This window comes from Mesorhizobium sp. M0808 (assembly GCF_040320025.1).
In the GTDB taxonomy this organism is placed as follows: domain Bacteria; phylum Pseudomonadota; class Alphaproteobacteria; order Rhizobiales; family Rhizobiaceae; genus Mesorhizobium.
The window spans coordinates 1-22,169 of record NZ_JAMYOX010000048.1 but is presented as its reverse complement, the minus strand read 5'-3'; the positions used below and the strand labels follow the sequence as shown (position 1 = coordinate 22,169).

Here is a 22,169-nt window from a genome sequence, read left to right as displayed (position 1 = left end):
GCATGACAACGAAGCTACTGACGGCACTTCTTCTCGGCACCAGCATTCTCGGCTCCGCCGGGGTGGCTTATGCCGACGACGTAACGCTCAACATCGAAAGCTGGCGCGGCGACGACCTTGCCATCTGGAAGGACAAGCTGATCCCGGCCTTCGAAGCCAAGAACCCGGGCATCAAGGTGGTGTTCGCGCCGTCGGCGCCGACCGAATATGACGCCGCCCTCGGCGCCAAGCTGGCCGCCGGCTCGGCCGGCGACCTGATCACCTGCCGCCCGTTCGACAAGTCGCTGGAACTCTTCAAGAAGGGCAACCTCGCCGACATCTCGACCCTGCCCGGCATGGAGAACTTCTCCGACGTCGCCAAGGCCGCCTGGCAGACCGACGACGGCAAGTCGAGCTTCTGCGTGCCGATGGCCTCCGTCATCCATGGCTTCATCTACAACAAGGACGCCTTCGACAAGCTCGGCATCAAGGTGCCGGAGACGCGCGACGAATTCTTCGCCGCGCTCGACAAGATCAAGGCCGACGGCACCTACATCCCGATGGCGATGGGCACCAAGGACCTCTGGGAAGCGGCGACCATGGGCTACCAGAACATCGGCCCGAACTACTGGAAGGGCGAGGAAGGCCGCCTGGCGCTGATCAAGGGCGAGCAGAAGCTCACCGATCCGCAGTGGGTCGAGCCCTACAAGGAACTGGCCAAGTGGAAGGACTATCTCGGCGACGGATTCGAGGCGCAGACCTATCCGGACAGCCAGAACCTGTTCACGCTCGGCCGCGCCGCCATCTACCCGGCCGGCTCGTGGGAGATCGGCCTGTTCAACACGCAGGCGCAGTTCAAGATGGGCGCCTTCCCGCCGCCGGTGCAGAAGGCCGGCGACACCTGCTACATCTCCGACCACACCGACATCGGCATGGGCCTCAATGCGGCCTCGAAGAACGCGGATGCGGCCAAGACCTTCCTGTCCTGGGTGGCCTCGCCTGATTTTGCCACCATCTACGCCAACGCGCTGCCGGGCTTCTTCAGCCTGAACAACACCCCGGTGAAGATGGAAGACCCGCTGGCCCAGGAATTCGTCTCCTGGCGCGGCAAGTGCAAGTCGACGATCCGCTCGACCTACCAGATCCTGTCGCGCGGCACGCCGAACCTTGAAAACGAGACGTGGGTTGAATCGGCCAACGTCATCAACGGCACCGACACGCCGGAAGCTGCCGCCAAGAAGCTGCAGGACGGCCTCGACAGCTGGTACAAGCCGGCGAAGTAAGAGCGCGGCGAAGCGTTGTCTCCCCCCTCGAGGGGGAGATGTCGCCGAAGGCGACAGAGGGGGTCGGTCGAGGCAGGCTGCGGCTTGATCGCTGCTGGAAAGCACGGTCGAACGACGATGGCGCGCTGCCTCTGCCGACCCCACCCGCCTCGCTTTGCGAGGCACCCTCCCCTCGAGGGGGAGGGAGGCGCCGCGCCCTTTGACGGCAATAGCAAGACCTGATCCGGCGGGGACCGAACGCATGGCCGCAGCACCGAAAAGACCGTTCCGTTGGCATATCGGCGTTTTCCTGGCGCCGGCAGTGCTGGTCTATACGGCGATCATGATCCTGCCGCTGGCCGGCACGCTGCAGCTGTCGCTGTTCCGCAACATCAATCAGTCGCAGGTCTTCGTCGGACTGGAAAATTTCCGCATGCTGTTCGGTGATCCCAACTGGTCGGTCAATTTCTGGAACGCGCTCAGGAACAATGTCTGGTTCTTCATCATCCACATGCTGGTGCAGAACCCGATCGGCGTCCTTTTGGCCGCACTTCTGTCCAGCCCTAGGCTGCGGTTTTCCGCCTTCTACCGCACGGCGATCTTCGTGCCGACGATCCTGTCCTTCGTCATTGTCGGCTTCGCCTGGAAGCTGATTCTGTCGCCGCTATGGGGCGTGGCGCCGCATATGATGGACCTGGTCGGCCTGAAAAGCCTGTTCACGCCCTGGCTCGGCAAGGCGCAATATGCGCTGACCGCGCTCAGCCTGATCTCGGTCTGGCAGTTCGTCGGCATCCCGATGATGCTGATCTATGCGGCACTGCTGTCCATTCCCGAAGAGGTGATCGAAGCAGCCGAATGCGACGGCATCACCGGGATGGCGCAGTTCTGGAAGATCAAGCTGCCGCTCATCCTGCCGTCGATCGGCATCATCTCGATCCTGACCTTCGTCGGCAATTTCAACGCTTTCGACCTGATCTACACCGCGCAAGGGGCGCTGGCCGGGCCGAACTATTCAACCGATATTCTCGGCACCTTCCTCTACCGCGCCTTCTTCGGTTTCCAGCTGCAGGTCGGCGATCCCAACATGGGCGCGGCGATCGCCACGATGATGTTCCTGATCATCCTGGGCGGCGTCTGCGTCTACCTGTTCCTCGTGCAGACGCGCCTGCGTCGCTACCAGTTCTGAGGCGCCACATGAGCACGGCAACCCGCTCGCTGCCCCGCACCATCGGCGCGCATGCGATCCTTCTGACCTACACCGCAATCGCGCTGTTTCCGGTCATCCTCGTGATCATGAATTCGTTCAAATCACGCGCAGGGATTTTCGGCGCGCCGCTGACGCCGCCGACGCCAGGTACCTTCGACCTGATCGGCTACACGACGGTGATCGGCCAGGGCGATTTCATCCACTATTTCCAGAACAGCCTTGTCGTCACCGTCGCCTCGCTGTTCTTCGTGCTTTTGTTCGGCGCCATGGCGGCTTTCTCGCTGTCGGAATACCGCTTCCGCGGCAATTCGCTGATGGGGCTCTATCTGGCGCTCGGCATCATGATCCCGATCCGCCTTGCCACCGTCGCCATCCTGCAATTGATGGTGGCGAGCGGGCTGGTCAACACGCTGACGGCGCTGATCCTGGTCTACACGGCGCAGGGCCTGCCGCTTGCCGTCTTCATCCTGTCGGAATTCATGAAGCAGGTCTCGGACGATCTGAAGAATGCGGGCAGGATCGACGGCCTGTCCGAATACACCATCTTTTTCCGGCTGGTGCTGCCGCTGGTGCGCCCATCGATGGCGACGGTCGCGGTCTTCACCATGATCCCGATCTGGAACGATCTGTGGTTCCCGCTGATCCTGGCGCCGTCGGAGGAGACCAAGACAGTGACGCTCGGCGCGCAATTGTTCCTCGGCCAGTTCGTCACCAACTGGAACGCCATCCTGGCGGCACTGTCGCTGGCGATCATGCCGGTGCTGATCCTCTACGTCATCTTCTCGCGGCAGCTGATCCGCGGCATCACTTCGGGAGCGGTCAAGTGAATTCGCAACAACCTCTTCGCGTCGTCGTCGCCGGCCTCGGCAATATGGGGCGCAGCCATGCGCTGGCCTATCACACCAATCCGGGATTCCAGATCGCCGCGCTGGTCAACCGCTCCGATGTGCCGCTGCCGGAAGGGCTTTCGACCTACGCCATCCGGCGTTCCTTCGACGAGGCGCTGCGCGATGAAAAGCCCGACGTCGCCTGCATCGCCACCTATTCCGACAGCCATGCCGATTATGCGGTCAGGGCATTCGAGGCCGGCTGCCACGTCTTCCTCGAAAAGCCGCTGGCAACCACGGTCGCGGATGCAGAGCGGGTCGTCGCGGCGGCCAAGGCCAACGGCAAGAAACTGGTGATCGGCTATATCCTGCGCCACCACCCGTCCTGGATCAGGCTGATCGCCGAGGCGCGCAAGCTCGGCGGCCCTTACGTGTTCCGCATGAACCTCAACCAGCAATCCTCCGGCCACACCTGGGAGACGCACAAGCAGCTGATGCAGACGACGTCGCCGATCGTCGACTGCGGCGTGCATTATCTCGACGTGATGCTGCAGATCACCGACGCCAGGCCGGTCGAGGTGCGTGGCATGGGGCTGCGGCTGACCGACGAGATTGCGCCCACGATGTATAATTACGGGCATCTGCAGGTGCTGTTCGACGACGGTTCGGTCGGCTGGTACGAAGCCGGCTGGGGGCCGATGATTTCGGAGACGGCTTTCTTCGTGAAAGACGTGATCTCGCCCAATGGCTGCGTGTCGATCGTCATGAAAGAGGGTGTCAGGTCCGACGACATCGACACCCACACCAAGACCTCGACCATCCGCCTGCATAGTGCGGCGACCGGCGCGGATGGCAAGTTCGCCAAGCCGGACGAAATGCTGTCGATGCAAGGCGAGCCCGGCCATCAGGACCTCTGCGACCTGGAACAGGCGTTTGTGCTGAAGGCGGTCCGCGAGGATCTGGACTTGACCCGCCACATGGACGACGCGGTGAAGTCGCTCGCCGTCTGCCTTGCCGCAGACGAGAGCGTGCGCAGCGGCCTCGCCGTGAAACTCTAGAACAGGGACGAAGCCGTGGGCTCGCTGAACATCGAGAACGTGAAAAAGGCCTTCGGGCCGGTCGAGGTGCTGAAGGGCATCAACCTCGAGGTGACCGATGGCGAGTTCGTCGTCTTCGTCGGTCCATCCGGCTGCGGAAAGTCGACACTGCTGAGGGTCATCGCCGGGCTGGAGGACTCGACCTCGGGCCGCGTGGTCATCGACGGGGCGGACGTCTCCGCCACCCCGCCGGCCAAACGCGGCATCGCCATGGTGTTCCAGACCTATGCGCTCTATCCGCATCTGACGGTGAAGAACAATATGGGCCTCGGCCTCAAGCAGGCGGGCACACCGGCGGCCGAGATCGACCGCCGCATCGGCATCGCCTCCTCGATGCTGTCGCTGGAGCCCTACCTCTCGAGGCGGCCGGCCGAGCTCTCCGGCGGCCAGCGCCAGCGCGTCGCCATCGGCCGCGCCGTGGTGCGTGAGCCCAAGCTGTTTCTGTTCGACGAGCCGCTGTCGAACCTCGACGCCGCACTGCGCGTCAACACCAGGCTGGAGATCGCGCAATTGCATCGCCGGCTGAAGGCCACGATGATCTATGTCACCCACGACCAGGTCGAGGCGATGACGCTGGCCGACAAGATCGTGGTCCTTAATGCGGGCAGGATCGAGCAGATCGGCGGACCGATGGAGCTTTACAATTCGCCGGCAAATGAATTCGTCGCCGGCTTCATCGGCTCACCGAAGATGAACTTCGTCGACGGCGCCAGGCTTGGCGAAACGGCAAAGACCATCGGCGTCCGTCCCGAACATCTGACCGTCGATCCCAAATCCGGCGCCTGGAAAGGCACGGTCGTCCATGCCGAGCACCTTGGCGCCGACACCAACCTCTATCTCGACTGCGAGAAGGCCGGCTTGATCACAGTGCGCATTTTTGGCGTCTATAACGCCGAACCTGGTGCCACGCTCTACGCGACGCCGGATCCGGCGAAGACATACCGGTTTGGAGCCGACGGGAAGGTGCTGAAATAGCTGGTGCCGACTCCCCTTCTCCCTTGTGGGAGAAGGTGGCCGAGCGAAGCTCGGTCGGATGAGGGGTGTTGGACGGATCGCTACGCTGAAGGCGTAAGCGACGGAAATCCTTCGATGTTTTCTCGTCGCGTTTCTTCCAGCACCCCTCATCCGTCTCGGCGCTGCGCGCCGATCCACCTTCTCCCACAAGGGGAGAAGGAAGAGCGCCTACAAATCCGCCTTGAACGTCTGCTTCTGGATGCCCAGCCCCTCGATACCGAGCTCGACCACGTCGCCGGGCTTCAGGAAGAGCGGCGGCTTCATGCCGAGGCCGACGCCGGGCGGCGTGCCGGTCGAGATGATGTCGCCCGGGTGCAGCGACATGAACTGGCTGAGATAGGAGACGAGATAAGCGACGCCGAAGACCATGGTCTTGGTCGACCCGTTCTGCATCGTCTTGCCGTTGACCGTCAGCCACATCGGGATGTTCTGCGGGTCCTTGACCTCGTCCTTGGTCACCAGCCACGGGCCGATCGGCCCGAACGTGTCGCAGGACTTGCCCTTGGTCCACTGGCCCTGGCGCTCGGCCTGGAAGGCGCGCTCGGAGACGTCGTGCGCGACGCAATAGCCGGCGACATAATCCAGCGCCTCGGCCTCGGTGACATACTTTCCAGTCTTGCCGATCACCACGCCGAGCTCGACCTCCCAGTCGGTCTTCACCGAGCCGCGCGGGATCAGCACGTCGTCATTCGGCCCGACAATAGCCGAGCTTGCCTTCATGAAGATGATCGGCTCCGGCGGCACGGTGGCACCGGTTTCGGCGGCGTGGTCGGAATAGTTGAGACCGATGCAGATGAATTTGCCGGTGCCGGCGACGCAGGCGCCGATCCGCGGCTTGCCGGAAACCGCCGGCAGCGTCTTCGTGTCGAGCTTCGACAATGTCTCGAGCGATGCCGGGTCAAGTGCCTTGCCGGCAATGTCGGTGACATGGGCGGAGAGGTCGCGGATCGTTCCATCGGCATCGAGCAGGCCGGGGCGTTCGCTCCCCGCCTCGCCATAGCGCAGCAGTTTCATGCAGTTTTCTCCCAGTTGCGACCAGAGGCCGTTTGCAAACTCGCTCCGCTGCGGCGAATGGCGTAGGTTTCGAGAACCGGAGCGGAGCGTACTTAAAGTACGTGAGCACCGGAAGCGCAGAAAGCCGCGTCAGGCGCCCGGCGGAGTAGGGTTTTCAAATGGCCTCTTAGATCGACCAGCCACCGTCGATATTATAAGCCTGCCCCGACGTATAGGTGGCGCCGGCGAGATAGACGGCGAGATCGGCGATTTCCTCGGGCGTGCCGAGCCGGCCCATCGGCTGGCGGGCGATGAAGGCGGCGCGAGCTGCTTCGTAGTCGCCCTGCGCATGCATGCGGTCCTGCAGCGACGGGCTTTCGACCGTGCCCGGACAGATCGCATTGCAGCGTATTCCCTTGCCGACATAGTCGGCGGCGACCGATTTGGTCAGGCCGATGACGGCTGCCTTGGTCAGCCCGTAAACGAAGCGGTTCGGCACGCCCTTGGTCGAACTGGCCAGCGACGCCATGTTGATGATCGAGCCGTCGCCGCGCTCCAGCATGCCGGGCAGCACGGCGCGGATGGTGCGGATCATCGAGCGGACATTGAGATCATAGGCAAAGTCGAGATCGCCGTCCTTCATCTCGAGGATCGAGCCGGAATGGACGAAGCCGGCGCAATTGAACAGCACGTCGACGGCGCCGATCTCGGCAAAAGCGGCGTTCACCGCCTCGTCGTTCAGCACGTCGAGCTTGCGGGTCTTGATACGGGGCGTCTTGCCGAGGTCGGCGAGCACCACCTCGTTAATGTCGGTGGCATGGACGACGGCGCCGGCCTTGGCGAACGCCAGCGCGCTCGCCCGGCCGATGCCTTGCGCCGCCGCCGTGACGACAACGATTTTGCCTGTCAGATCCGCCATGCTTTTCTCCTCGCCCGTCTGTGGTCGTTCGGCTTTTACCGGCGCAAGGCCGCGGCGCAATGTGCCAGCCGGGCACTACCATCCCGCCTGTTTCGATATTCGCCTGCCAGCCAAATGTTTTTTCTCGGTAAAGAACATTTGTTGGCCCGTCAAGCCCGGACGTCCCTCCGGGACACTCAGTCGCCGTAGGGCACCCAGACGTTCTTGACCTCGATCGCACGGCGCAGCAGGGCATCGCCGGCTGCTTCGTTCGAGGGCCAGTCGAGGCTGTGGCCGTTGCCGGTCCAGACGCGTTTGAGATTGCCGATGGACTCGGCCTCGGCCTTGGCGCAAGTCTCGGCATCAGCGAACACCCAGAGCCCGTCGACATCGTCATGCTTGGCCAATACGCCGGCAAGCTCGGCGCTACGGCCGGTGACGATATTGATGGCGCCTGCCGGAACGTCGGAATATTCGATGACCTGGTAGAGGTCGGTGGCAAGCAGCGGGTATTTTTCGGACGGCACGGCGACCACGGTGTTGCCCATGGCGAGCGCCGGCGCCACCAGCGAGATCAAGCCAAGCAAAGGCGCGTTGTCCGACGCGACGATACCGACGACCCCGACCGGTTCGTGCAGTGCCAGCGTGACGGCGCGGGCCGGCGGCTGGTGGACGCGGCCCTCGAATTTGTCGGCCAAGCCGGCATAGAGGAACAGGCGCTCGATCGACAGCTCGACCTCGTCACGCGCCGCCTTGGCGGTCGCGCCGGTGAGCTGGGTCAAACGGGCGGCAAACTCGTCGGCGCGGCCGGACAGATTTTCGCCCAGGTAGTAGAGCACTTGGCTGCGGTTGTAGGCGGTCGCTTCCGGCCAGGCCTTGCAGGCGCGCGCGGCCGCGACGGCGTCACGGATATCCTTGCGGTTGCCGAGACCGACCTCGCCGGCAAGCTTGCCCTTGGCGGTGGCGATGGCGAAGGAATAATTGCCGTCCGGCCGGACCTGCTTGCCGCCGATGAACAGCTTTGCCGTGCGGTCGATGGCGCCACCTTCCGCCTGCTCGACAGGTTGAGCCGAAGACGTTGCCGGCTTGATGAACGGGCCGAGCGGCAGTTTTGCCGAGAGATATTCGAACATGCCCTCGCACCCGCCTTCGCGGCCAAAGCCGCTCTCGCGGTAACCGCCGAAGCCGCAGGCGGCGTCGAACATATTGGTGCCGTTGACCCAGACGACGCCCGCCTTCAATTGGGGCGCGACGTGCAGAGCAAGATTGATGTTCTCGCTCCACACCGAAGCGGCCAGGCCATAGCGTGTGTTGTTGGCGAGCTCGACCGCTTCCTCGGTGTTGCGGAAGGTCATGGTGGCAAGCACCGGCCCGAACACCTCTTCCTGTGCCAAGATGTTAGCCGGCGAAACACATGTCGCCAGCGTTGGCAGATGGTAATAGCCCGAGGAGGGCAGTGCCGAGTCCGGCTGCCAGCAGATTGCGCCCTGCTTGGCGCCCTCGGCGATCAGGCCCTTGACGCGATCGAGCTGGGTCAAATCGACCAGCGGGCCGATATCGGTGTTCTTGTCGAGCGGGCTGCCGACGCGCAGCCGGCTCATCCGCGTCTTGACCTTGGCGATGAAGGCGTCGGCGATGCCTTCCTGCACCAGAAGGCGCGAGCCGGCACAGCACACCTGGCCCTGGTTGAACCAGATGCCGTCGACCAGACCCTCGACGGCGCTGTCGAGGTCGGCATCCTCGAAAACGACGAATGCCGATTTGCCGCCAAGCTCCAGCGACAGTTTCTTGCCCGAGCCGGCAGTGGCCTTGCGGATGATCTTGCCGACCTCGGACGAACCGGTGAAGGCAATCTTCTGGATCCCGGGATGATTGACGATTGCCCCACCCGCCTCCGGCCCGCCCTGGACGATGTTGACGACGCCCTTCGGCACGCCTGATCGTTCACAGATCTCGGCGAACAGGATCGCGGTGAGCGGCGTGAATTCGGCTGGCTTCAGCACCACGGTGCAGCCGGCGGCGAGCGCCGGCGCGATCTTCCAGGCCAGCATCAAGAGCGGGAAGTTCCACGGGATGATCTGGCCGACGACGCCGACCCCCTTATGGTCGGGAAAATCCCTGTCCAGCGCCTGCGCCCAGCCGGCATGATGGATGAAATGGCGGATGGCCAGCGGCACGTCGATGTCGCGGCTTTCGCGGATCGGCTTGCCATTGTCGATTGTCTCAAGCACCGCGAACAGCCGTTGGTGACGTTGCATGGCGCGGCCGATGGCATAGAGCACTTTGGCTCGGCTGTAGCCGGTGCTGGCGCTCCATTTCGGCAGCGCTTTTGTGGCGGCCGAAACCGCCGCGTCGATATCGGCGGCACCGGCATCCGACACCTTGGCCAGCAGCTTTCCCGAGGACGGATCGCTGGTGTCGAAGGTTTTGCCTCCGCTGGCTGCCTTCCAGTCGCCGCCGATAAACAGCGCTTTGCCGAAATCCCGCGCGGCAAGCCACGCATCGGCCTCGTTGCGCGCCTCCGGCGCCGGGCCGTATTCCATGGCATGATAGCGTTCGAGAATGTTCATGGCGCGCTCCGAATCACGCCATCGCGTGGCGATGATTGGCCGAGTAGTGGCCGGTCAGATGATGCTCGAGCTGGCGCTCGATGTCGGTCAAAAGGCTCGATGCTCCGAAGCGGAACAGCTCCGGCTCCAGCCACGGCCGGCCCAGTTCTTCTTTCATCAGCACCAGCCAGTCGAGCGAGGCTTTTGCCGTGGAAATGCCACCGGCCGGCTTGAAGCCGATGAGATAGCCGGTTTCCTCGAAATAGGCGCGGATGGCGCGCACCATGGCAAGGCCGACCGGCAGCGTCGCGTTGACGCTTTCCTTGCCGGTCGAGGTCTTGATGAAATCTGCACCCGCCATCATCGCCACCATCGAGGCGAGCATGACGTTGCGCAGCGTCGCGAGGTCGCCGGTGCCGAGGATCACCTTCAGATGGGCCTCGCCGCAAGCGGCGCGCATCGAGACAATCTCGTTATAGAGCTCCTGCCATTTCGCCCCGAATACCAGGCCGCGCGGGATGACGACGTCGATCTCGTCGGCGCCGTCCCTTACCGATGCTTCGATCTCCTGCAGACGTGTCGAAAGCGGTGCAAGGCCATGCGGGAAAGCCGTGGAAACGGCGGCGACATGGACGCCGCTGCCGCGCAGCGCTTCGACGGCAGTGGCGACGAAGGGCTGATAGACGCAGACCGCCGCCGGGCGGATCCTTTCACCAGTAATGCCGAGTCCCTCGGCAATGTCGCGACGGAACGGGTTGACCGCCTTGGCACAAAGCCGGCGCACGCGCTCTTCCGTGTCGTTCGAGTTCAGCGTCGTCAGGTCCATGCAGGCGACGGCGCGCAGCAGCCAGGCGGCCTGGTTATCGGCCTTGATCGAGCGTCTTTTAGTCAGGCTGGCGACGCGGCGTTCCAGCGCCGAGCGGTTGACGCCGCGCATCGATTCCATGAAGCCGAGATCGAGCCTCATGCCGGGATTGCGAGCAATGCCATGGGCTTGCGGGATTGGTGCATTGGCGGCGGCGCGCGCCGGCAGCGGCGTGACCTTCGATGTGCCGACGTCGGTTTCGCGGATTGTGCTGCTCATCTCCTGCCCCTTGTTCAGCGACTTATACTTATGCCGAAGATAGACCGCGAAGCAGCGCTTCACGAGTCCTTCAAGCGGTCATAGCGGAAAAAGACAGTCAAGGCAGCCGACTTTTGACCGCATGATCAAAATCAGGGTCGCAAACCAGTGGACGCTGAATTGCCGCGTCTCAGCCGACGAAGGCGCGCTCGACGACGAAGCTTGCCGGATGATGCAGCGAGCCTTCCTGGAAGCCGTGGCTTTCAGCCAGCTCCTTGACGTCTTTCAGCATATGCATCGAGCCGCAGATCATGATGCGGTCGGTCTCGGGATTGAGCTTGTCGATGCCGAGATCGCTGTAGAATTTGCCCGAGCCGATCAGCGCGGTGATGCGGCCCATGCGCTCGGAGATCTCGCGCGTCGTTGAATTGTAGAGCGTGACGCGGCCGCCGGTCAGTTCGCCGATCAGCGGATCGTTCTCCAGTGCGGCCACCAGCTCCTGGCCGTAGGTGAGCTCGGCATTGTCGCGGCAGGTATGGGTCAGGACCACCTGCTCGAACTTCTCATAGGTGTCGGGATCGCGCAGCAGGCTGGCGAAGGGAGCAATGCCGGTGCCGGTCGAGATCATGAACAGGCGCTTGGCCGGCGTCAGCGCGTCGACCACCAGCGTGCCGGTCGACTTCTGCCGCATGATGACGGTGTCGCCGATCTCGATCTTCTGCAGCTCCGAAGTGAGCGGGCCGTCCGGCACTTTGATCGAGAAGAATTCGAGTTCGTCGTCCCAGGCTGGGCTGGCGATCGAATAGGCGCGGAACACCGGCTTCTCGGCATTGGGCAGGCCGATCATGACGAACTCGCCGGAGCGGAAGCGCAGCGACTGCGGCCGGGTGATGCGGAACGAAAACAGCCGGTCGGTATAGTGCTTCACCGAGACGACGGTTTCGGCATAGACATTGGCCGGTATCGGGAACTGCAACGGCCGGGCGCCGGCAGTGTTGAACGCGGATGTGGTGTTCATCAAACCTAACCTTCCGGGCCAGCTCAGCGCCCGCGCCAAATCTTCACCTGCGCGCCCGAACCGGTCAGGTTCCAGCGTGCCGTTTGCACACTCCGAAGCGGTAAGCTCTTGTGTCCGGAATTTATTAGTATACAAACGATATTTGCGTCAAGACGCCGCCGTAAAACAGCTTTCCAAACTGAGGCATGTAGGCAGTTCGGGCATTTCGGGTTTCGACAATGGGACAGAATTTTTCGGCGCAAGCGCTGGATTCGACGGGCAGCGTCGTCGCCGGCATCGATGTCGGCGGCACCTTTACCGACCTGCTTCTGATCGACGGCCGTGACGGTGGCCGGGTGCACATCGCCAAGACCCCGACGACAGTCGACAACCAGGCGTTCGGTGTCGTTTCGGCGCTTGGCGCCACCGGATTTCCGGTCGACGGCATCGACCTCATCGTGCACGGCACGACGACGACCACCAACGCGGTACTGGAGCGCCGGCTGGCCAAGACCGGCATGATCACCACGCGCGGCTTTCGCGACGTCATCGAGCTTGGCCGGCGGACACGGCCGCAAGCCTATGGCATGACAGGCACGTTCGTGCCGATCATTCCGCGCAATCTGCGGCTCGAAGTGTCGGAGCGGGTCGAGGCCTCGGGCGCGGTGCGCATACCGCTCGACGAGGCCGAGATGCGGGCAGCGATTTCACAACTGATCGCAGCCGGCTGCGAATCCCTCGTCGTCCATTTCCTGCATTCCTACGCCAACCCGGCGCATGAGCGGCGCGCCGCCGAGATAGCGGCCGAGCTTTGGCCGAACGGCTACATCACGACAGGCCACGCCCTGCTTTCGGAAGCGCGCGAATTCGAGCGCGGCGTCACCGCTTCGGTCAACGCTTCGGTGCAACCGATCCTCGAACGCTATGTCGAGCGGCTGCGCAAGGAGCTGGCGTCAAAAGGCTACGCCCGCGACTTCCTGATCATGAACGGCAATGGCGGCATGATCTCGGCCCGCTTTGTCACACGTGAGTCGGCCAAGACCGTCATGTCCGGCCCCGCTTCCGGCGTCATTGCTGCCGCCTACACCGGCAAACGCGCCGGCTTCGAAAACCTGGTCACCTACGACATGGGCGGCACCTCGACCGACGTGGCACTGATCCGCAACGCCGAGCCGGCGGTGTCGAACGAGATCGAGATCGAATATGCGATGCCGATCCACGTGCCGATGGTGGCGGTGCATACGGTCGGCGCCGGCGGCGGCTCGATCGCCCACGTCGATGCGGCCGGCCTGGTCCAGATCGGCCCGGAAAGCGCCGGCGCCAATCCCGGGCCAATATGCTACGGACGCGGCGGCTTGGAGCCGACCATCACCGACGCCAATCTGGTGCTCGGCCGGCTGGCGCCGAAAAAGCTGCTTGCGGTGGAAAATCCGGTCACCGTCGAACGCGTCACCGGCATATTCGAGGACAGGATCGGCCGCGCCACCGGCCTGTCCGGCGTCGAGGCGGCGGGTGCCGTGCTGCGGCTTGGCAACGTGAAGATGGCCGGCGCCATCCGCATGGTGTCGGTGTCGCGCGGCCACGACCCGCGCGATTTCGCGCTGTTCGCCTTCGGCGGCGCCGGGCCGCTGCATGCGACGGCACTGGCGCGTGAGCTCGGCCTGCCCAAGGTGCTGGTGCCGGCGCGGCCGGGCATCACCAATGCGCTCGGCTGCGTCGTCGCCGATCTGCGCCATGATTTCGTTAATACGGTCAACCAGCCGGTGGCCCGTCTCGATGAAATCCAACTCCACGAGACATTGGAACGGCACCGAAACGAAGGCAAGGAGCTGATCGGCAAGGAGGCGGTGAAGCCGGAAATGATCCGCGTCACGCATTCCGCCGACATGCAGTTCGTCGGCCAGACGCATATCATCAACGTGCCGCTGCCGTCGTCTGCGGTGACACGCGAGGGACTGCAGCAACTGTTCGAGAAGGCCTATTTCGCCCGCTTCAAGGTCCAGTTGCCGGAAATCCGCGCCAATCTGGTCAACCTCAACACCTCGGTCACCGGCGTGCGGCCGGCAATCGATCTGTCCCGGCTGATCGACCCGGCTGGGCGCGCCAAAACGCTCGAAGAGGCGCGGCGCGAGATCCGGCCTGTCTGGTATGGCGGGCGCTGGTACGACACGCCGGTCTACAGCAGAGAGAAGTTGCCGCTCGACGCAACAATCGAAGGTCCGGCGATCCTCGAACAGATGGACGCGACGACTGTGCTGGAGCCCGGTGACCGGGCGCGATCGGATGCCGACGGCAACATCATCATCGATATCGGCGAGGCCTGAGATGGAAAAACTCGACGCCATCACCCTTTCGGTCATCCAGGCGGCGCTACAGCAAGTCTGCGACGAAATGGACCTGACATTTTCGCGCGCCGCCTTCTCGCCTGTCATCGCCGAGGCCAATGACCGTTCGGATGGCATCTATTCGGCGCTCGATGGTTCGCTGATCGCGCAAGGCAGCCAGGGCCTGCCGGTGTTCGTCGGCGTCATGCAGTATTCGACCAAAACGGTGATCGAGATGATCGCCGACGGTCGCTGCCTGCCGCCCGAGCCAGGCGATATCTACATCGTCAACGATCCCTATCTCGGCGGCACCCATTTGATGGATGTGCGCTTCGCCATGCCGGTCTATCGGGACGGCAAGATATTCTGCTGGCTGTCGAACACCGGCCACTGGCCCGACATCGGTGGTTCGGTGCCGGGCGGCTTTTCCGCCTCGGCAACAGCGGTCGAGCAGGAAGGCTTGCGACTGCCGCCGGTGAAATTATTCAAGAAGGGCGTGCTCGACCCTGAGATCTACGCCATCATCTGCTCGAACATCAGGGTTGCCGACCAGCGCATCGGCGACATCCGGGCGCAGGCGGCGGCACTGCTGATCGGTCAAGACCGACTGAACGGAATCCTGGATCGTTACGGAGATGAAACGGTCGTCGGTGCGATCGCCGAACTGCGCCGCCGCGCCGCCGAACAGATGCGCGCGAACATATCAGCCATTCCCGACGGCATTTACCGGTCGCAGGCTTTTGTTGATTCCGACGGCGTGGTCAACGAGCCGCTGACTATCGCGCTGGCGGTCGAAAAACAGGGCGACACGCTCAGCTTCGACTTCTCCGGTTCGTCAAAGCCCTGCGCTGGGCCGATGAACAGCGTGCTGGCGACGACCTTGTCCTCGGTCTATCTCGCCATGCGGCACATTTTCCCCGACGTGCCGATCAGCGCTGGCGCCTTCGAGCCGCTGATCGTCAAGCGGCCGGAAGGCACCTTCCTCGACGCCAAATATCCGCGGCCGGTATCGGGCTGCGCGGCTGAGGTTTCGCAGCGCATTGCCGAAGCGGTGTTCGCGGCGATGGTGCAGGCGCTGCCGGACAAGGTGACGGCGGCCCCCGCCGGCTCCAGCGGCAATTTCGCGCTCGGCGGCAACGATCCGGCCCGCGGCCGCGATTATGTCATGTATCAGATCTCCGGGGGCGGCTATGGCGGCAATGCCGGTCACGACGGCCTGACCAATGGCTGCTCGACCATAGGCATTTCCAAGTCGCCGCCGGTCGAAATCATGGAGCAGGCCTTCCCGGTGCTCTACCGCCACTATGCCTTGCGCGAAGGCTCGGGCGGCGCCGGCAAGCATCGCGGCGGTTTTGGCCTCGCCTATGAGGTCGAGATCCTGCGCGGCGACGCCCGCGCCTCCTTCGTCATGGATCACGGCCGGTTCGGCCCGCAAGGCGCGCTCGGCGGCAAGGACGGTGCGGTCAACACGGTGACCGTGTTCCGCGACGGCAAGGAACATGTGCCGCCGCATCTGTCCAAGGAGCAGGACATCGCGCTGAAGACAGGCGACCGCGTGTGCGTCGGCACGCCTGGCGGCGGCGGCTACGGCGATCCGTTGCAGCGCGATCCGCAATTGGTCGCTCGGGATGTCAAGCTCGGCTACTATACCGCAGAGCAAGCCAGAGACCTGTTCGGAGTCGTAGCGGATGAGCAACCCAAATCCCCTGGAGGCTGATCTCTCGTCTGAACTGGCCCACGCAGTCGAACGCGTCTATGCCGCTTTCGCGTCTTATCCATCGCCCCGCCACCTGCATGGCTCGCCGTACAAGGATTTGGAATCGATCTTTCGGGGAGTATCCAGTGGTCCGCTTCGGGAGCTCAGTGGTGAAAACCTCGGCGCCTATGCCGGATCGGCCATATGGACGGTCGGCGACGTCGATGACTACCGGCACTTTCTGCCGAGAGTGCTTGAACTTGCCATCCAAGGCGAACCTTCGATGGGGTTCGACGCCAACGTGATTGCCGCAAAGCTCGAAAGGACCTCCTGGCTCGATTGGCCGTTGGAAGAACAGCAGGCTGTCGAGGTGCTGTTTCAGGTTGCCTGGCGAAAAGCGATGACCATGCATCCCGATGAAGGGAACGCGGTTCCCTGGCTGGAGGGCATAGTGCTTGCCGGAATGGATGTAGCAGCTGCATTAGCGGCATGGCGTGATAGCCCTTACCCCGAGGCCATGTTGCACTGTGCGGACTTGATTACCGGCAACATCAAGACACTCGATAAGGGGCACGTGATCTTCAGCGAACAGGTCACCACATGGCTTCTATCCGACAGTCTCGCCTGGCACTTGTTCACCGTCGCGGTCGAGGCTCCCTTGCGCCCCGACGATCGCGAAAAGCTCGCTTGGGCGAGCGAGACCATCGAGAACAATCTGAACTTTCCCGGAAATTAAAGGCATTGATTGGGCCGCGTTTCGCCGGTCACGCTCTGTGGTCCAGCCTCGCGACCAGCCGGTCGCCGGCCCACTGGATGCCGCAGACCAGGATGATCAGCACAATGACAACGGCGATCATGACGGACGTCTCGAAGCGCTGGTAGCCGTAGCGGATGGCGAGGTCGCCGAGGCCGCCGGCGCCGATGGCGCCAGCCATGGCCGAGGCGCCGATAAGCGTCACCAGCGTCACCGTGAAGCCGGCGACGATGCCGGGCAACGCTTCCGGCACCAGCACCTCGCGAATGATCGTCCAGCGGTTGCCGCCCATGGCGCGTGCTGCCTCGATCAGCCCGTGGTCGACCTCGCGCAGCGACACTTCGGCGATCCGGGCATAGTAGGGCGTCGCCGCGATCGACAGCGGCACAATCGCTGCCCAGGTGCCGATCGAGGTGCCGACGATCAGCCGCGTCACCGGGATCAGCGCAACCAGCAGGATGATGAAAGGCACCGAGCGGAAGCCGTTGATGAGCGCTCCGAGCGCGCGGTTCACCCACAGGTTTTCGGCGATACCGCCGCGGTCGGTGGCGACCAGCGCCAGGCCGAGCGGCAGCCCGAAAACCAGCGAGATGAGGCCGGAGGCGGCCGTCATCAGGATCGTTTCCCAGATCGAACGGACGAGAAGCTCAAACAGAACCGGCGACATGGCCAAGCACCTCCACCCGCGCTTGGCGGGCTTTCAAGAACGCGATCACCTCTGCCAGGTGAGCTTCATTGCTGCCGGCGACCGCCACGAACAGTGTCCCGACAGGCTGCTGCTGGACGTGATCGATGCCGCCATGCACGAGGCGGAACGAGCCGGGAACTGCCGAGGCAAGATCGGACAAAAGCGGGCTTCGCGCGGCCTCACCGGCCACGTCGATCTTGAGGATCGCCTCCACGCCGGCGTTCTGCGTTAGCTGGCTTGCGATCTCCGCCGGCAATTGCGGCCGGATGCCGCCGAGCAGGCTTTGTGTGATCGCCGATTTCGGGTCGGCAAAGACCGACCACACCGGCCCTTGCTCGACGATCCGCCCAGCGTCGATCACCGCGACCCGGTCGGCGATCGAGCGGATCACCTCCATCTCATGCGTGATCAGCAGGATGGTCAGGCCGAGCTGCCGGTTGATGTCTCTGAGCAAGGCAAGGATGGAGCGCGTCGTCTCCGGGTCCAACGCCGAGGTCGCTTCGTCCGACAGCAGCAGCGCCGGGCGCGCCGCAAGCGCCCGGGCAATGCCGACGCGCTGCTTCTGCCCGCCCGACAGCGACGCCGGAAAGGCTTTCGCCTTCTCCGACAGGCCGACAAGCTCGAGCAGCTCGGCGGCGCGCGCCAGGCGTTCGACCCTGGGCCGGCCTTCGATCTTGAGCGGCAGCGCTACATTGTCTTCGACCGTCTTGGCGGACAGCAGGTTGAAATGCTGGAAGATCATGCCGATGCGCCGGCGCAGCGGCTGCAATTCGCGCTCGCCGAGCCGGCTGATGTCGCGGCCTTCGATGAAGACCTGTCCTGAATCCGGCCGCTCCAGGCCGTTCAAACAGCGTATCAGCGTCGACTTGCCGGCGCCGCTGCGGCCGATGATGCCGAGGATCTCGCCCTGGCGCACGCTGAGCGACACGCCGTCCAGCGCCGCTGTCGCGCCGAAGCGGCGCTTCAGCTCGATGAGGCGCACGACATCATTCGGTCCGGCGGAGCGGCCGCCGACGGGACGCATGACTTCGGTGACCGAGGCGAAATGCTGGTTCATAAAAGTTCCTGTATTGGTGTCCCGCAAACGCGATCGCGGTCCGCGTTGAAGCGCGGACCGTTTTATCATGCCGGGCTTCGGCGCCCAGTCGAGCTCGGCATCAATAGGCGCTGATGCCGGTTCCCTTGTAGACTCGGTCGAATTCGGCCTTCACCTTTTCGTTCTGGTAGGAGGCGACCAATGTCTTTACCCAGGGCTGGTTTTCATTGCCGGCCTTGACCGCGATGAAGTTGCGGTAGGGATTGTCGGCCACCGCCTCCTGGGCGATGCGGTTCTCCGGTGTGAGGCCGCTTTTAAGCGCCCAATCCGTGTTGACCACGGCCCCGTCGAGGTCTTCCACCGAGCGCCCGACAATCCCGGCGTCAAGCTCCTTGACGACTAATTTCTTCGGGTTTTCGGCAATGTCGGTCGTCGTAGCCAGAATGCCGGTGCCTTCCCTGAGCTTGATCAGACCTTCGCTCTGCAGAACGCGCAGTGCGCGGCCCTCATTGGACGGGTCGTTCGGCACGCCAATGACGGCGTCTTCGGGCAGGTCGGCAATCTTCGTGTACTTCTTGGAATAGAGGCCGATCGGCCAGACCCCGGTATAGCCGACCGGGACGATGTGATAGCCCTGCGTCTTGATCTGGTTGTCGAGATAGGGCTTGTGCTGGAAGGCGTTGGCGTCGATTTCGCCACGCTCGAGTGCTTCATTCGGCTGGGTGTAGTCGTTGAACACCACGGTCTCGATCGTCAGCCCCCTCTCCGCCGCCTGGGCGGTGACGACGCGCCACACATCCTCGTCCTCGCCGCTCATGATGCCGACCTTGACCGCCGTCTTGTCTTCGGCGAACGACGGCGCAGCAAGGCCGACAATCGCAACCGCCGACGCGAAAAGTACAGCCAGACCGGCGCGCCGGTTTATAGTTGCGGAGAGAAATGAGAGCAAAGTGTTGGTATTCCCAGACATGATCTATCCCGTCGGTTCTGAAGTCGTTGCGGCCAGGCGGAGTGCCAAGCCTTGCCGGCATCATCGGGAATGCTGACCGTCGGATCAAAGCACCGTATTTCCCGCGAAATGCGAAGCCAGGAATATTCTCTCAAAGTTTCGGGCCTGGCGAGCACAGGGCGTGCTGGGATCATGCGTTCTAACCCAATGCTGGTTCAGAAATTGTCCGGACGTCGTCTCCGCTATGAGGCCCGCCGTGCTTCGAAGCGGCGGGCCTTTCTGCGTCCGAATGCCCAACACGGGCAGCAGTGTGGGATGTCGACAATGCTGGACGCGCCGCATGTCCCTTCAAAGCGACGCGCTTGCTCACTCGATGACCTTTACAATCCTGCGCGTGCCAGGATCGACCAGGACGGTCCGATTGTCGACGACGACATAGCGGTATTTGACGTCGGGAACCTCATGAAGCTCGACGGTATCGGGCAGGGTCGAGCCGACATTGAGCTCCACGCCGGGAAGCTGCACGGACGCCAGAGGCTGCTTTTTCACATACTCGCGTACGATCGTCTCCTGCTGCGGTTCGATGACCACGTCCTGAGCGGCAGCGGCGCCAATACCCGCAAGCAGCAAGAACCCAGCCGCGGCTGCCGAAAGATGCATTCTCATGATCGTCTCCTTTCGTGGTGAGCCACCTCTGCGCTGCGCCGCGTCATGCTGTTCGCAGCGGGGTCGCTATAGGCCGGTAACGTCATCAGGTGGAGCTTGTTCCGCCACTCGGATCGCTTGCCGTTTCCCTCCATTAGTTTGGAACAAAGTTTTTTAGCCGCGGTTTTACGCGGTGAAGGGACGCGTTTTCCAAGGAGATCTCTCATGAAAGGCGTTCTGATCACCAGCATGCTAGCAATCAGCGTCAGTTGCGGGGCTGCACTTGCCCAGACGCAGCAGTCGACCGACGACCAGTCCGGCGCCAATTGTGCAGCCGGCACTGCCAATTGCCAGAACGGCGCCAAAATGGGCGAGCAGGCTCAGGGCAAGACCGGCGCTGCAACTGATCAACAGGCGCAAGGCAACAAGAAGCTGAAGACCGATGAGCAAGCCAAAGGCAAGGCCGGCGCAACGACTGACCAGCAAGCCCAGGGCAACACAAAGATGAAGACCGATCAGCACGCCCAGGGCAAGGCCGGAACCACCACCACCGAGCAGACTCAGGGCAATGCCTCGACGCAGACGCAGGACCAGAGTTCGACCGCTTCCATCAGCAATGTGACCGTTGAACAGAAAACCCAGATCACGCAGGTCATCAAGGAGACGAACGTCCAACCGGTTTCCAGCGTCGATTTCGACATCTCTGTCGGCATCGAGGTTCCGCGGAAGAAGGTCCGGCTGCATCGTCTGCCGGCGCGCATCGTCAAGATCGTTCCGGCTTACGAAGGCTATGAGTATTTCGTGCTCGCCGACGGCCGGATCGTCATCGTCGACCCGAATACCTACAAGATCGTGATTATCCTGACTTAGTTGTGGCCAGACGGTTTGATTGAACCAAAGGGTCCGTCGCGCAGGTCGCGTGGCGGGCCTTTCCGCATCTCCTCGCTCCGCGTCTGCAAATCGCAAATCAAGGTCCGTCCTCGGGGCGAGGAGTGAGCACGGTGTGATCGATGATGTCGGGCAGGCAGGGACTGGGCACGCAGCTTGTTCGGACTGACGCGGTGCTCATGGCATCGATATCCGTAACCAGCACCATTCTCGCGTAGTGCCGCGGCCACAGCGGCTCTCCAAACAGGACGAAGACGCCGCCAATCATCAAGGCCAGCAACATGAGTGCCGTAACATTTGCAAATATCTCGCCGTAGCGCATGAAGGCAGCCTGTCCCGTTCGGAAAGCGATTTCAGCCTGTGACAGCGGCGACCAGGACGGCGCCGAAAGCCGGCGCTACTATCCTTGAGGCCGCGCGAATGCCGCCTTCCATTGGATCCTCCCCGAACAAGCCGGATAAATAACGGCACTCTCGGTGCTTTGTTCCCGGCCGTGTGGCCGGACGATAGCTGCGTCACACAGGCCGTGTGTGGGGCGGCCTTTCGTTTGCAAAAGGCACTCTTCGCTCTCATTGATGCGCGGCAGCGAGGTCCTTGAGATGACGTTCGTGCATTTGCAGCACCGGCAGCGTCTTCTTGGCAAACTCCTTCATCGCCGGATCGTCGCCGGAATTCGCGTAAGCGGAAAACAGCGCCACCGCTTCCTTATGCGCCTGGGTCTGCATGTCGATATATTTCGATTGGAAGCTGTCCCCGCTGGCCTCCTTGAGTTGGTCGAGCAGCGCCTGGTGCTTGGTGTCCAGCGACGGGCCGGCTGGCGCGGTGGCCGAAGTCGTCTGACCCTTGCTGAGCGCCGCCTTGAAGTCCTCGCCGGCCTTGGTGTGGTCCGTGACCATTTGCGCCGCGAATGCCTTCACGTCGTCGGCAGTCGCCTGCGTCTGCGCAAGTCGGCTCGATTCGATTTCGAATGTATTGGCGATGGGCACGGTCTTGACGAACGTCGCGGTGTCAACCTTGCTCATGGTGTCGGTCGTTAGAGGCGTCAGCGTCGCCGATTGGGCAAAAGCAGCCAAAGGTGCGCCAGCCATCATCGCTGCCGCAGTGATGGATAGAAGGGTTTTCATGGGGGTTCTCCGAGGCTGATGTCATCCCTCCGATGGCTCAACGCGCAAGCTGCGGCGAGGTTGCCTGGTCGTGGGGGGGGCCCCCCCCCCCCCCCCCCCCCCACGATTGGGGTAAGAAAAAAAAAAAACCCCCCCGCCGCCACCAAAAGGCAACGCCAACCCACCCCACCACCCAGTGG

20 protein-coding genes are annotated in these 22,169 nt (G+C 63.1%); 9 read left to right on the top strand and 11 right to left on the bottom strand.

From position 1 onward, the window contains the following. Window positions 1-2: 2 nt before the first annotated feature. From NKI25_RS31620 to NKI25_RS31600, 5 genes are all read left to right on the top strand, one after another. Window positions 3-1,262: an ABC transporter substrate-binding protein gene (locus NKI25_RS31620; protein WP_352749530.1), complete on the top strand. Its 1,260-nt coding sequence runs from the start codon at window positions 3-5 to the stop codon at window positions 1,260-1,262. Between the two features lie 241 nt (window positions 1,263-1,503). Beyond that, window positions 1,504-2,427, top strand: coding sequence for a carbohydrate ABC transporter permease (locus NKI25_RS31615; protein WP_352449605.1), 924 nt, complete (start codon window positions 1,504-1,506; stop codon window positions 2,425-2,427). An 8-nt stretch (window positions 2,428-2,435) separates the two neighbouring features. Next, window positions 2,436-3,275 (top strand): carbohydrate ABC transporter permease, encoded by an 840-nt coding sequence (locus NKI25_RS31610; protein ID WP_352449604.1) that lies wholly within the window; start codon window positions 2,436-2,438, stop codon window positions 3,273-3,275. After that, window positions 3,272-4,333 carry a Gfo/Idh/MocA family protein gene (locus NKI25_RS31605; RefSeq protein WP_352588881.1) on the top strand — a complete coding sequence of 354 codons (1,062 nt, stop codon included), beginning with the start codon at window positions 3,272-3,274 and terminating at the stop codon, window positions 4,331-4,333. The genes NKI25_RS31610 and NKI25_RS31605 overlap by 4 nt, the downstream gene beginning before the upstream one ends. Window positions 4,334-4,348: 15 nt before the next feature. Next, on the top strand, window positions 4,349-5,347 hold the full coding sequence (locus tag NKI25_RS31600; RefSeq protein ID WP_023679835.1) for an ABC transporter ATP-binding protein: 999 nt from the start codon (window positions 4,349-4,351) through the stop codon (window positions 5,345-5,347). Between the two features lie 207 nt (window positions 5,348-5,554). Here NKI25_RS31600 and NKI25_RS31595 read toward each other — a convergent pair whose 3' ends face one another. From NKI25_RS31595 to NKI25_RS31575, 5 genes are all read right to left on the bottom strand, one after another. Next, complete coding sequence (locus tag NKI25_RS31595) at window positions 5,555-6,400, bottom strand: fumarylacetoacetate hydrolase family protein (protein WP_352588878.1); 846 nt, start codon at window positions 6,398-6,400, stop codon at window positions 5,555-5,557. Window positions 6,401-6,566: 166 nt separating this feature from the next. Further along, the gene (locus NKI25_RS31590; protein ID WP_352588875.1) at window positions 6,567-7,298 is read right to left on the bottom strand and encodes an SDR family oxidoreductase; all 732 of its coding nucleotides are present in this window, start codon (window positions 7,296-7,298) and stop codon (window positions 6,567-6,569) included. Between the two features lie 176 nt (window positions 7,299-7,474). After that, entirely contained in the window at window positions 7,475-9,847 is a 2,373-nt protein-coding gene (locus tag NKI25_RS31585) for an aldehyde dehydrogenase family protein (protein ID WP_353000359.1), read from the bottom strand. 13 nt (window positions 9,848-9,860) lie between these two features. Continuing rightward, window positions 9,861-10,910 carry a deoxyribose-phosphate aldolase gene (gene deoC, locus NKI25_RS31580; RefSeq protein WP_352588869.1) on the bottom strand — a complete coding sequence of 350 codons (1,050 nt, stop codon included), beginning with the start codon at window positions 10,908-10,910 and terminating at the stop codon, window positions 9,861-9,863. 169 nt (window positions 10,911-11,079) lie between these two features. Continuing rightward, window positions 11,080-11,907 carry a ferredoxin--NADP reductase gene (locus NKI25_RS31575; protein ID WP_352588866.1) on the bottom strand — a complete coding sequence of 276 codons (828 nt, stop codon included), beginning with the start codon at window positions 11,905-11,907 and terminating at the stop codon, window positions 11,080-11,082. 218 nt (window positions 11,908-12,125) lie between these two features. Between NKI25_RS31575 and NKI25_RS31570 the strand changes: the two genes are divergently transcribed. From NKI25_RS31570 to NKI25_RS31560, 3 genes are read left to right on the top strand one after another with little or no spacing between them, the layout of a single operon-like run. Beyond that, a complete protein-coding gene (locus tag NKI25_RS31570) occupies window positions 12,126-14,210 on the top strand; it encodes a hydantoinase/oxoprolinase family protein (protein ID WP_353000356.1) in 2,085 nt (694 codons plus the stop codon). Window position 14,211: 1 nt separating this feature from the next. Then, complete coding sequence (locus NKI25_RS31565; RefSeq protein WP_352636289.1) at window positions 14,212-15,927, top strand: hydantoinase B/oxoprolinase family protein; 1,716 nt, start codon at window positions 14,212-14,214, stop codon at window positions 15,925-15,927. Continuing rightward, window positions 15,899-16,642 (top strand): hypothetical protein, encoded by a 744-nt coding sequence (locus NKI25_RS31560; protein WP_353000354.1) that lies wholly within the window; start codon window positions 15,899-15,901, stop codon window positions 16,640-16,642. Before NKI25_RS31565 ends, NKI25_RS31560 begins: the two co-directional genes overlap by 29 nt. Before the next feature lie 28 nt (window positions 16,643-16,670). Here the strand turns inward: NKI25_RS31560 and NKI25_RS31555 are convergent, their stop codons facing one another. From NKI25_RS31555 to NKI25_RS31540, 4 genes are all read right to left on the bottom strand, one after another. After that, window positions 16,671-17,327: a methionine ABC transporter permease gene (locus NKI25_RS31555; protein ID WP_352787114.1), complete on the bottom strand. Its 657-nt coding sequence runs from the start codon at window positions 17,325-17,327 to the stop codon at window positions 16,671-16,673. Next, entirely contained in the window at window positions 17,308-18,405 is a 1,098-nt protein-coding gene (locus NKI25_RS31550) for a methionine ABC transporter ATP-binding protein (RefSeq protein WP_502897469.1), read from the bottom strand. Before NKI25_RS31550 ends, NKI25_RS31555 begins: the two co-directional genes overlap by 20 nt. 100 nt (window positions 18,406-18,505) lie before the next feature. Continuing rightward, window positions 18,506-19,354 (bottom strand): MetQ/NlpA family lipoprotein, encoded by an 849-nt coding sequence (locus tag NKI25_RS31545; protein ID WP_352575230.1) that lies wholly within the window; start codon window positions 19,352-19,354, stop codon window positions 18,506-18,508. A 345-nt stretch (window positions 19,355-19,699) separates the two neighbouring features. Beyond that, window positions 19,700-19,999, bottom strand: coding sequence for a DUF1236 domain-containing protein (locus NKI25_RS31540; RefSeq protein ID WP_023677114.1), 300 nt, complete (start codon window positions 19,997-19,999; stop codon window positions 19,700-19,702). Between the two features lie 204 nt (window positions 20,000-20,203). Between NKI25_RS31540 and NKI25_RS31535 the strand changes: the two genes are divergently transcribed. After that, on the top strand, window positions 20,204-20,848 hold the full coding sequence (locus tag NKI25_RS31535) for a DUF1236 domain-containing protein (RefSeq protein WP_352575444.1): 645 nt from the start codon (window positions 20,204-20,206) through the stop codon (window positions 20,846-20,848). 97 nt (window positions 20,849-20,945) lie between these two features. Here NKI25_RS31535 and NKI25_RS31530 read toward each other — a convergent pair whose 3' ends face one another. Beyond that, the gene (locus NKI25_RS31530; protein ID WP_352575228.1) at window positions 20,946-21,188 is read right to left on the bottom strand and encodes a polymerase; all 243 of its coding nucleotides are present in this window, start codon (window positions 21,186-21,188) and stop codon (window positions 20,946-20,948) included. Window positions 21,189-21,435: 247 nt separating this feature from the next. Next, on the bottom strand, window positions 21,436-21,990 hold the full coding sequence (locus NKI25_RS31525) for a DUF4142 domain-containing protein (RefSeq protein WP_352575226.1): 555 nt from the start codon (window positions 21,988-21,990) through the stop codon (window positions 21,436-21,438). Between the last annotated feature and the right edge of the window lie 179 nt (window positions 21,991-22,169).

Coding starts and splice junctions, on each gene's coding strand:
- NKI25_RS31575 (WP_352588866.1), bottom strand. CDS start 11,907: ATGAACACCACATCCGCGTTCAACACTGCCGGCGCCCGGCCGTTGCAG.
- deoC (WP_352588869.1), bottom strand. CDS start 10,910: ATGAGCAGCACAATCCGCGAAACCGACGTCGGCACATCGAAGGTCACG.
- NKI25_RS31560 (WP_353000354.1), top strand. CDS start 15,899: ATGAGCAACCCAAATCCCCTGGAGGCTGATCTCTCGTCTGAACTGGCC.
- NKI25_RS31620 (WP_352749530.1), top strand. CDS start 3: ATGACAACGAAGCTACTGACGGCACTTCTTCTCGGCACCAGCATTCTC.
- NKI25_RS31565 (WP_352636289.1), top strand. CDS start 14,212: ATGGAAAAACTCGACGCCATCACCCTTTCGGTCATCCAGGCGGCGCTA.
- NKI25_RS31555 (WP_352787114.1), bottom strand. CDS start 17,327: ATGTCGCCGGTTCTGTTTGAGCTTCTCGTCCGTTCGATCTGGGAAACG.
- NKI25_RS31615 (WP_352449605.1), top strand. CDS start 1,504: ATGGCCGCAGCACCGAAAAGACCGTTCCGTTGGCATATCGGCGTTTTC.
- NKI25_RS31590 (WP_352588875.1), bottom strand. CDS start 7,298: ATGGCGGATCTGACAGGCAAAATCGTTGTCGTCACGGCGGCGGCGCAA.
- NKI25_RS31595 (WP_352588878.1), bottom strand. CDS start 6,400: ATGAAACTGCTGCGCTATGGCGAGGCGGGGAGCGAACGCCCCGGCCTG.
- NKI25_RS31550 (WP_502897469.1), bottom strand. CDS start 18,405: ATGAACCAGCATTTCGCCTCGGTCACCGAAGTCATGCGTCCCGTCGGC.
- NKI25_RS31585 (WP_353000359.1), bottom strand. CDS start 9,847: ATGAACATTCTCGAACGCTATCATGCCATGGAATACGGCCCGGCGCCG.
- NKI25_RS31530 (WP_352575228.1), bottom strand. CDS start 21,188: ATGCGCTACGGCGAGATATTTGCAAATGTTACGGCACTCATGTTGCTG.
- NKI25_RS31535 (WP_352575444.1), top strand. CDS start 20,204: ATGAAAGGCGTTCTGATCACCAGCATGCTAGCAATCAGCGTCAGTTGC.
- NKI25_RS31540 (WP_023677114.1), bottom strand. CDS start 19,999: ATGAGAATGCATCTTTCGGCAGCCGCGGCTGGGTTCTTGCTGCTTGCG.
- NKI25_RS31525 (WP_352575226.1), bottom strand. CDS start 21,990: ATGAAAACCCTTCTATCCATCACTGCGGCAGCGATGATGGCTGGCGCA.
- NKI25_RS31570 (WP_353000356.1), top strand. CDS start 12,126: ATGGGACAGAATTTTTCGGCGCAAGCGCTGGATTCGACGGGCAGCGTC.
- NKI25_RS31545 (WP_352575230.1), bottom strand. CDS start 19,354: ATGTCTGGGAATACCAACACTTTGCTCTCATTTCTCTCCGCAACTATA.
- NKI25_RS31610 (WP_352449604.1), top strand. CDS start 2,436: ATGAGCACGGCAACCCGCTCGCTGCCCCGCACCATCGGCGCGCATGCG.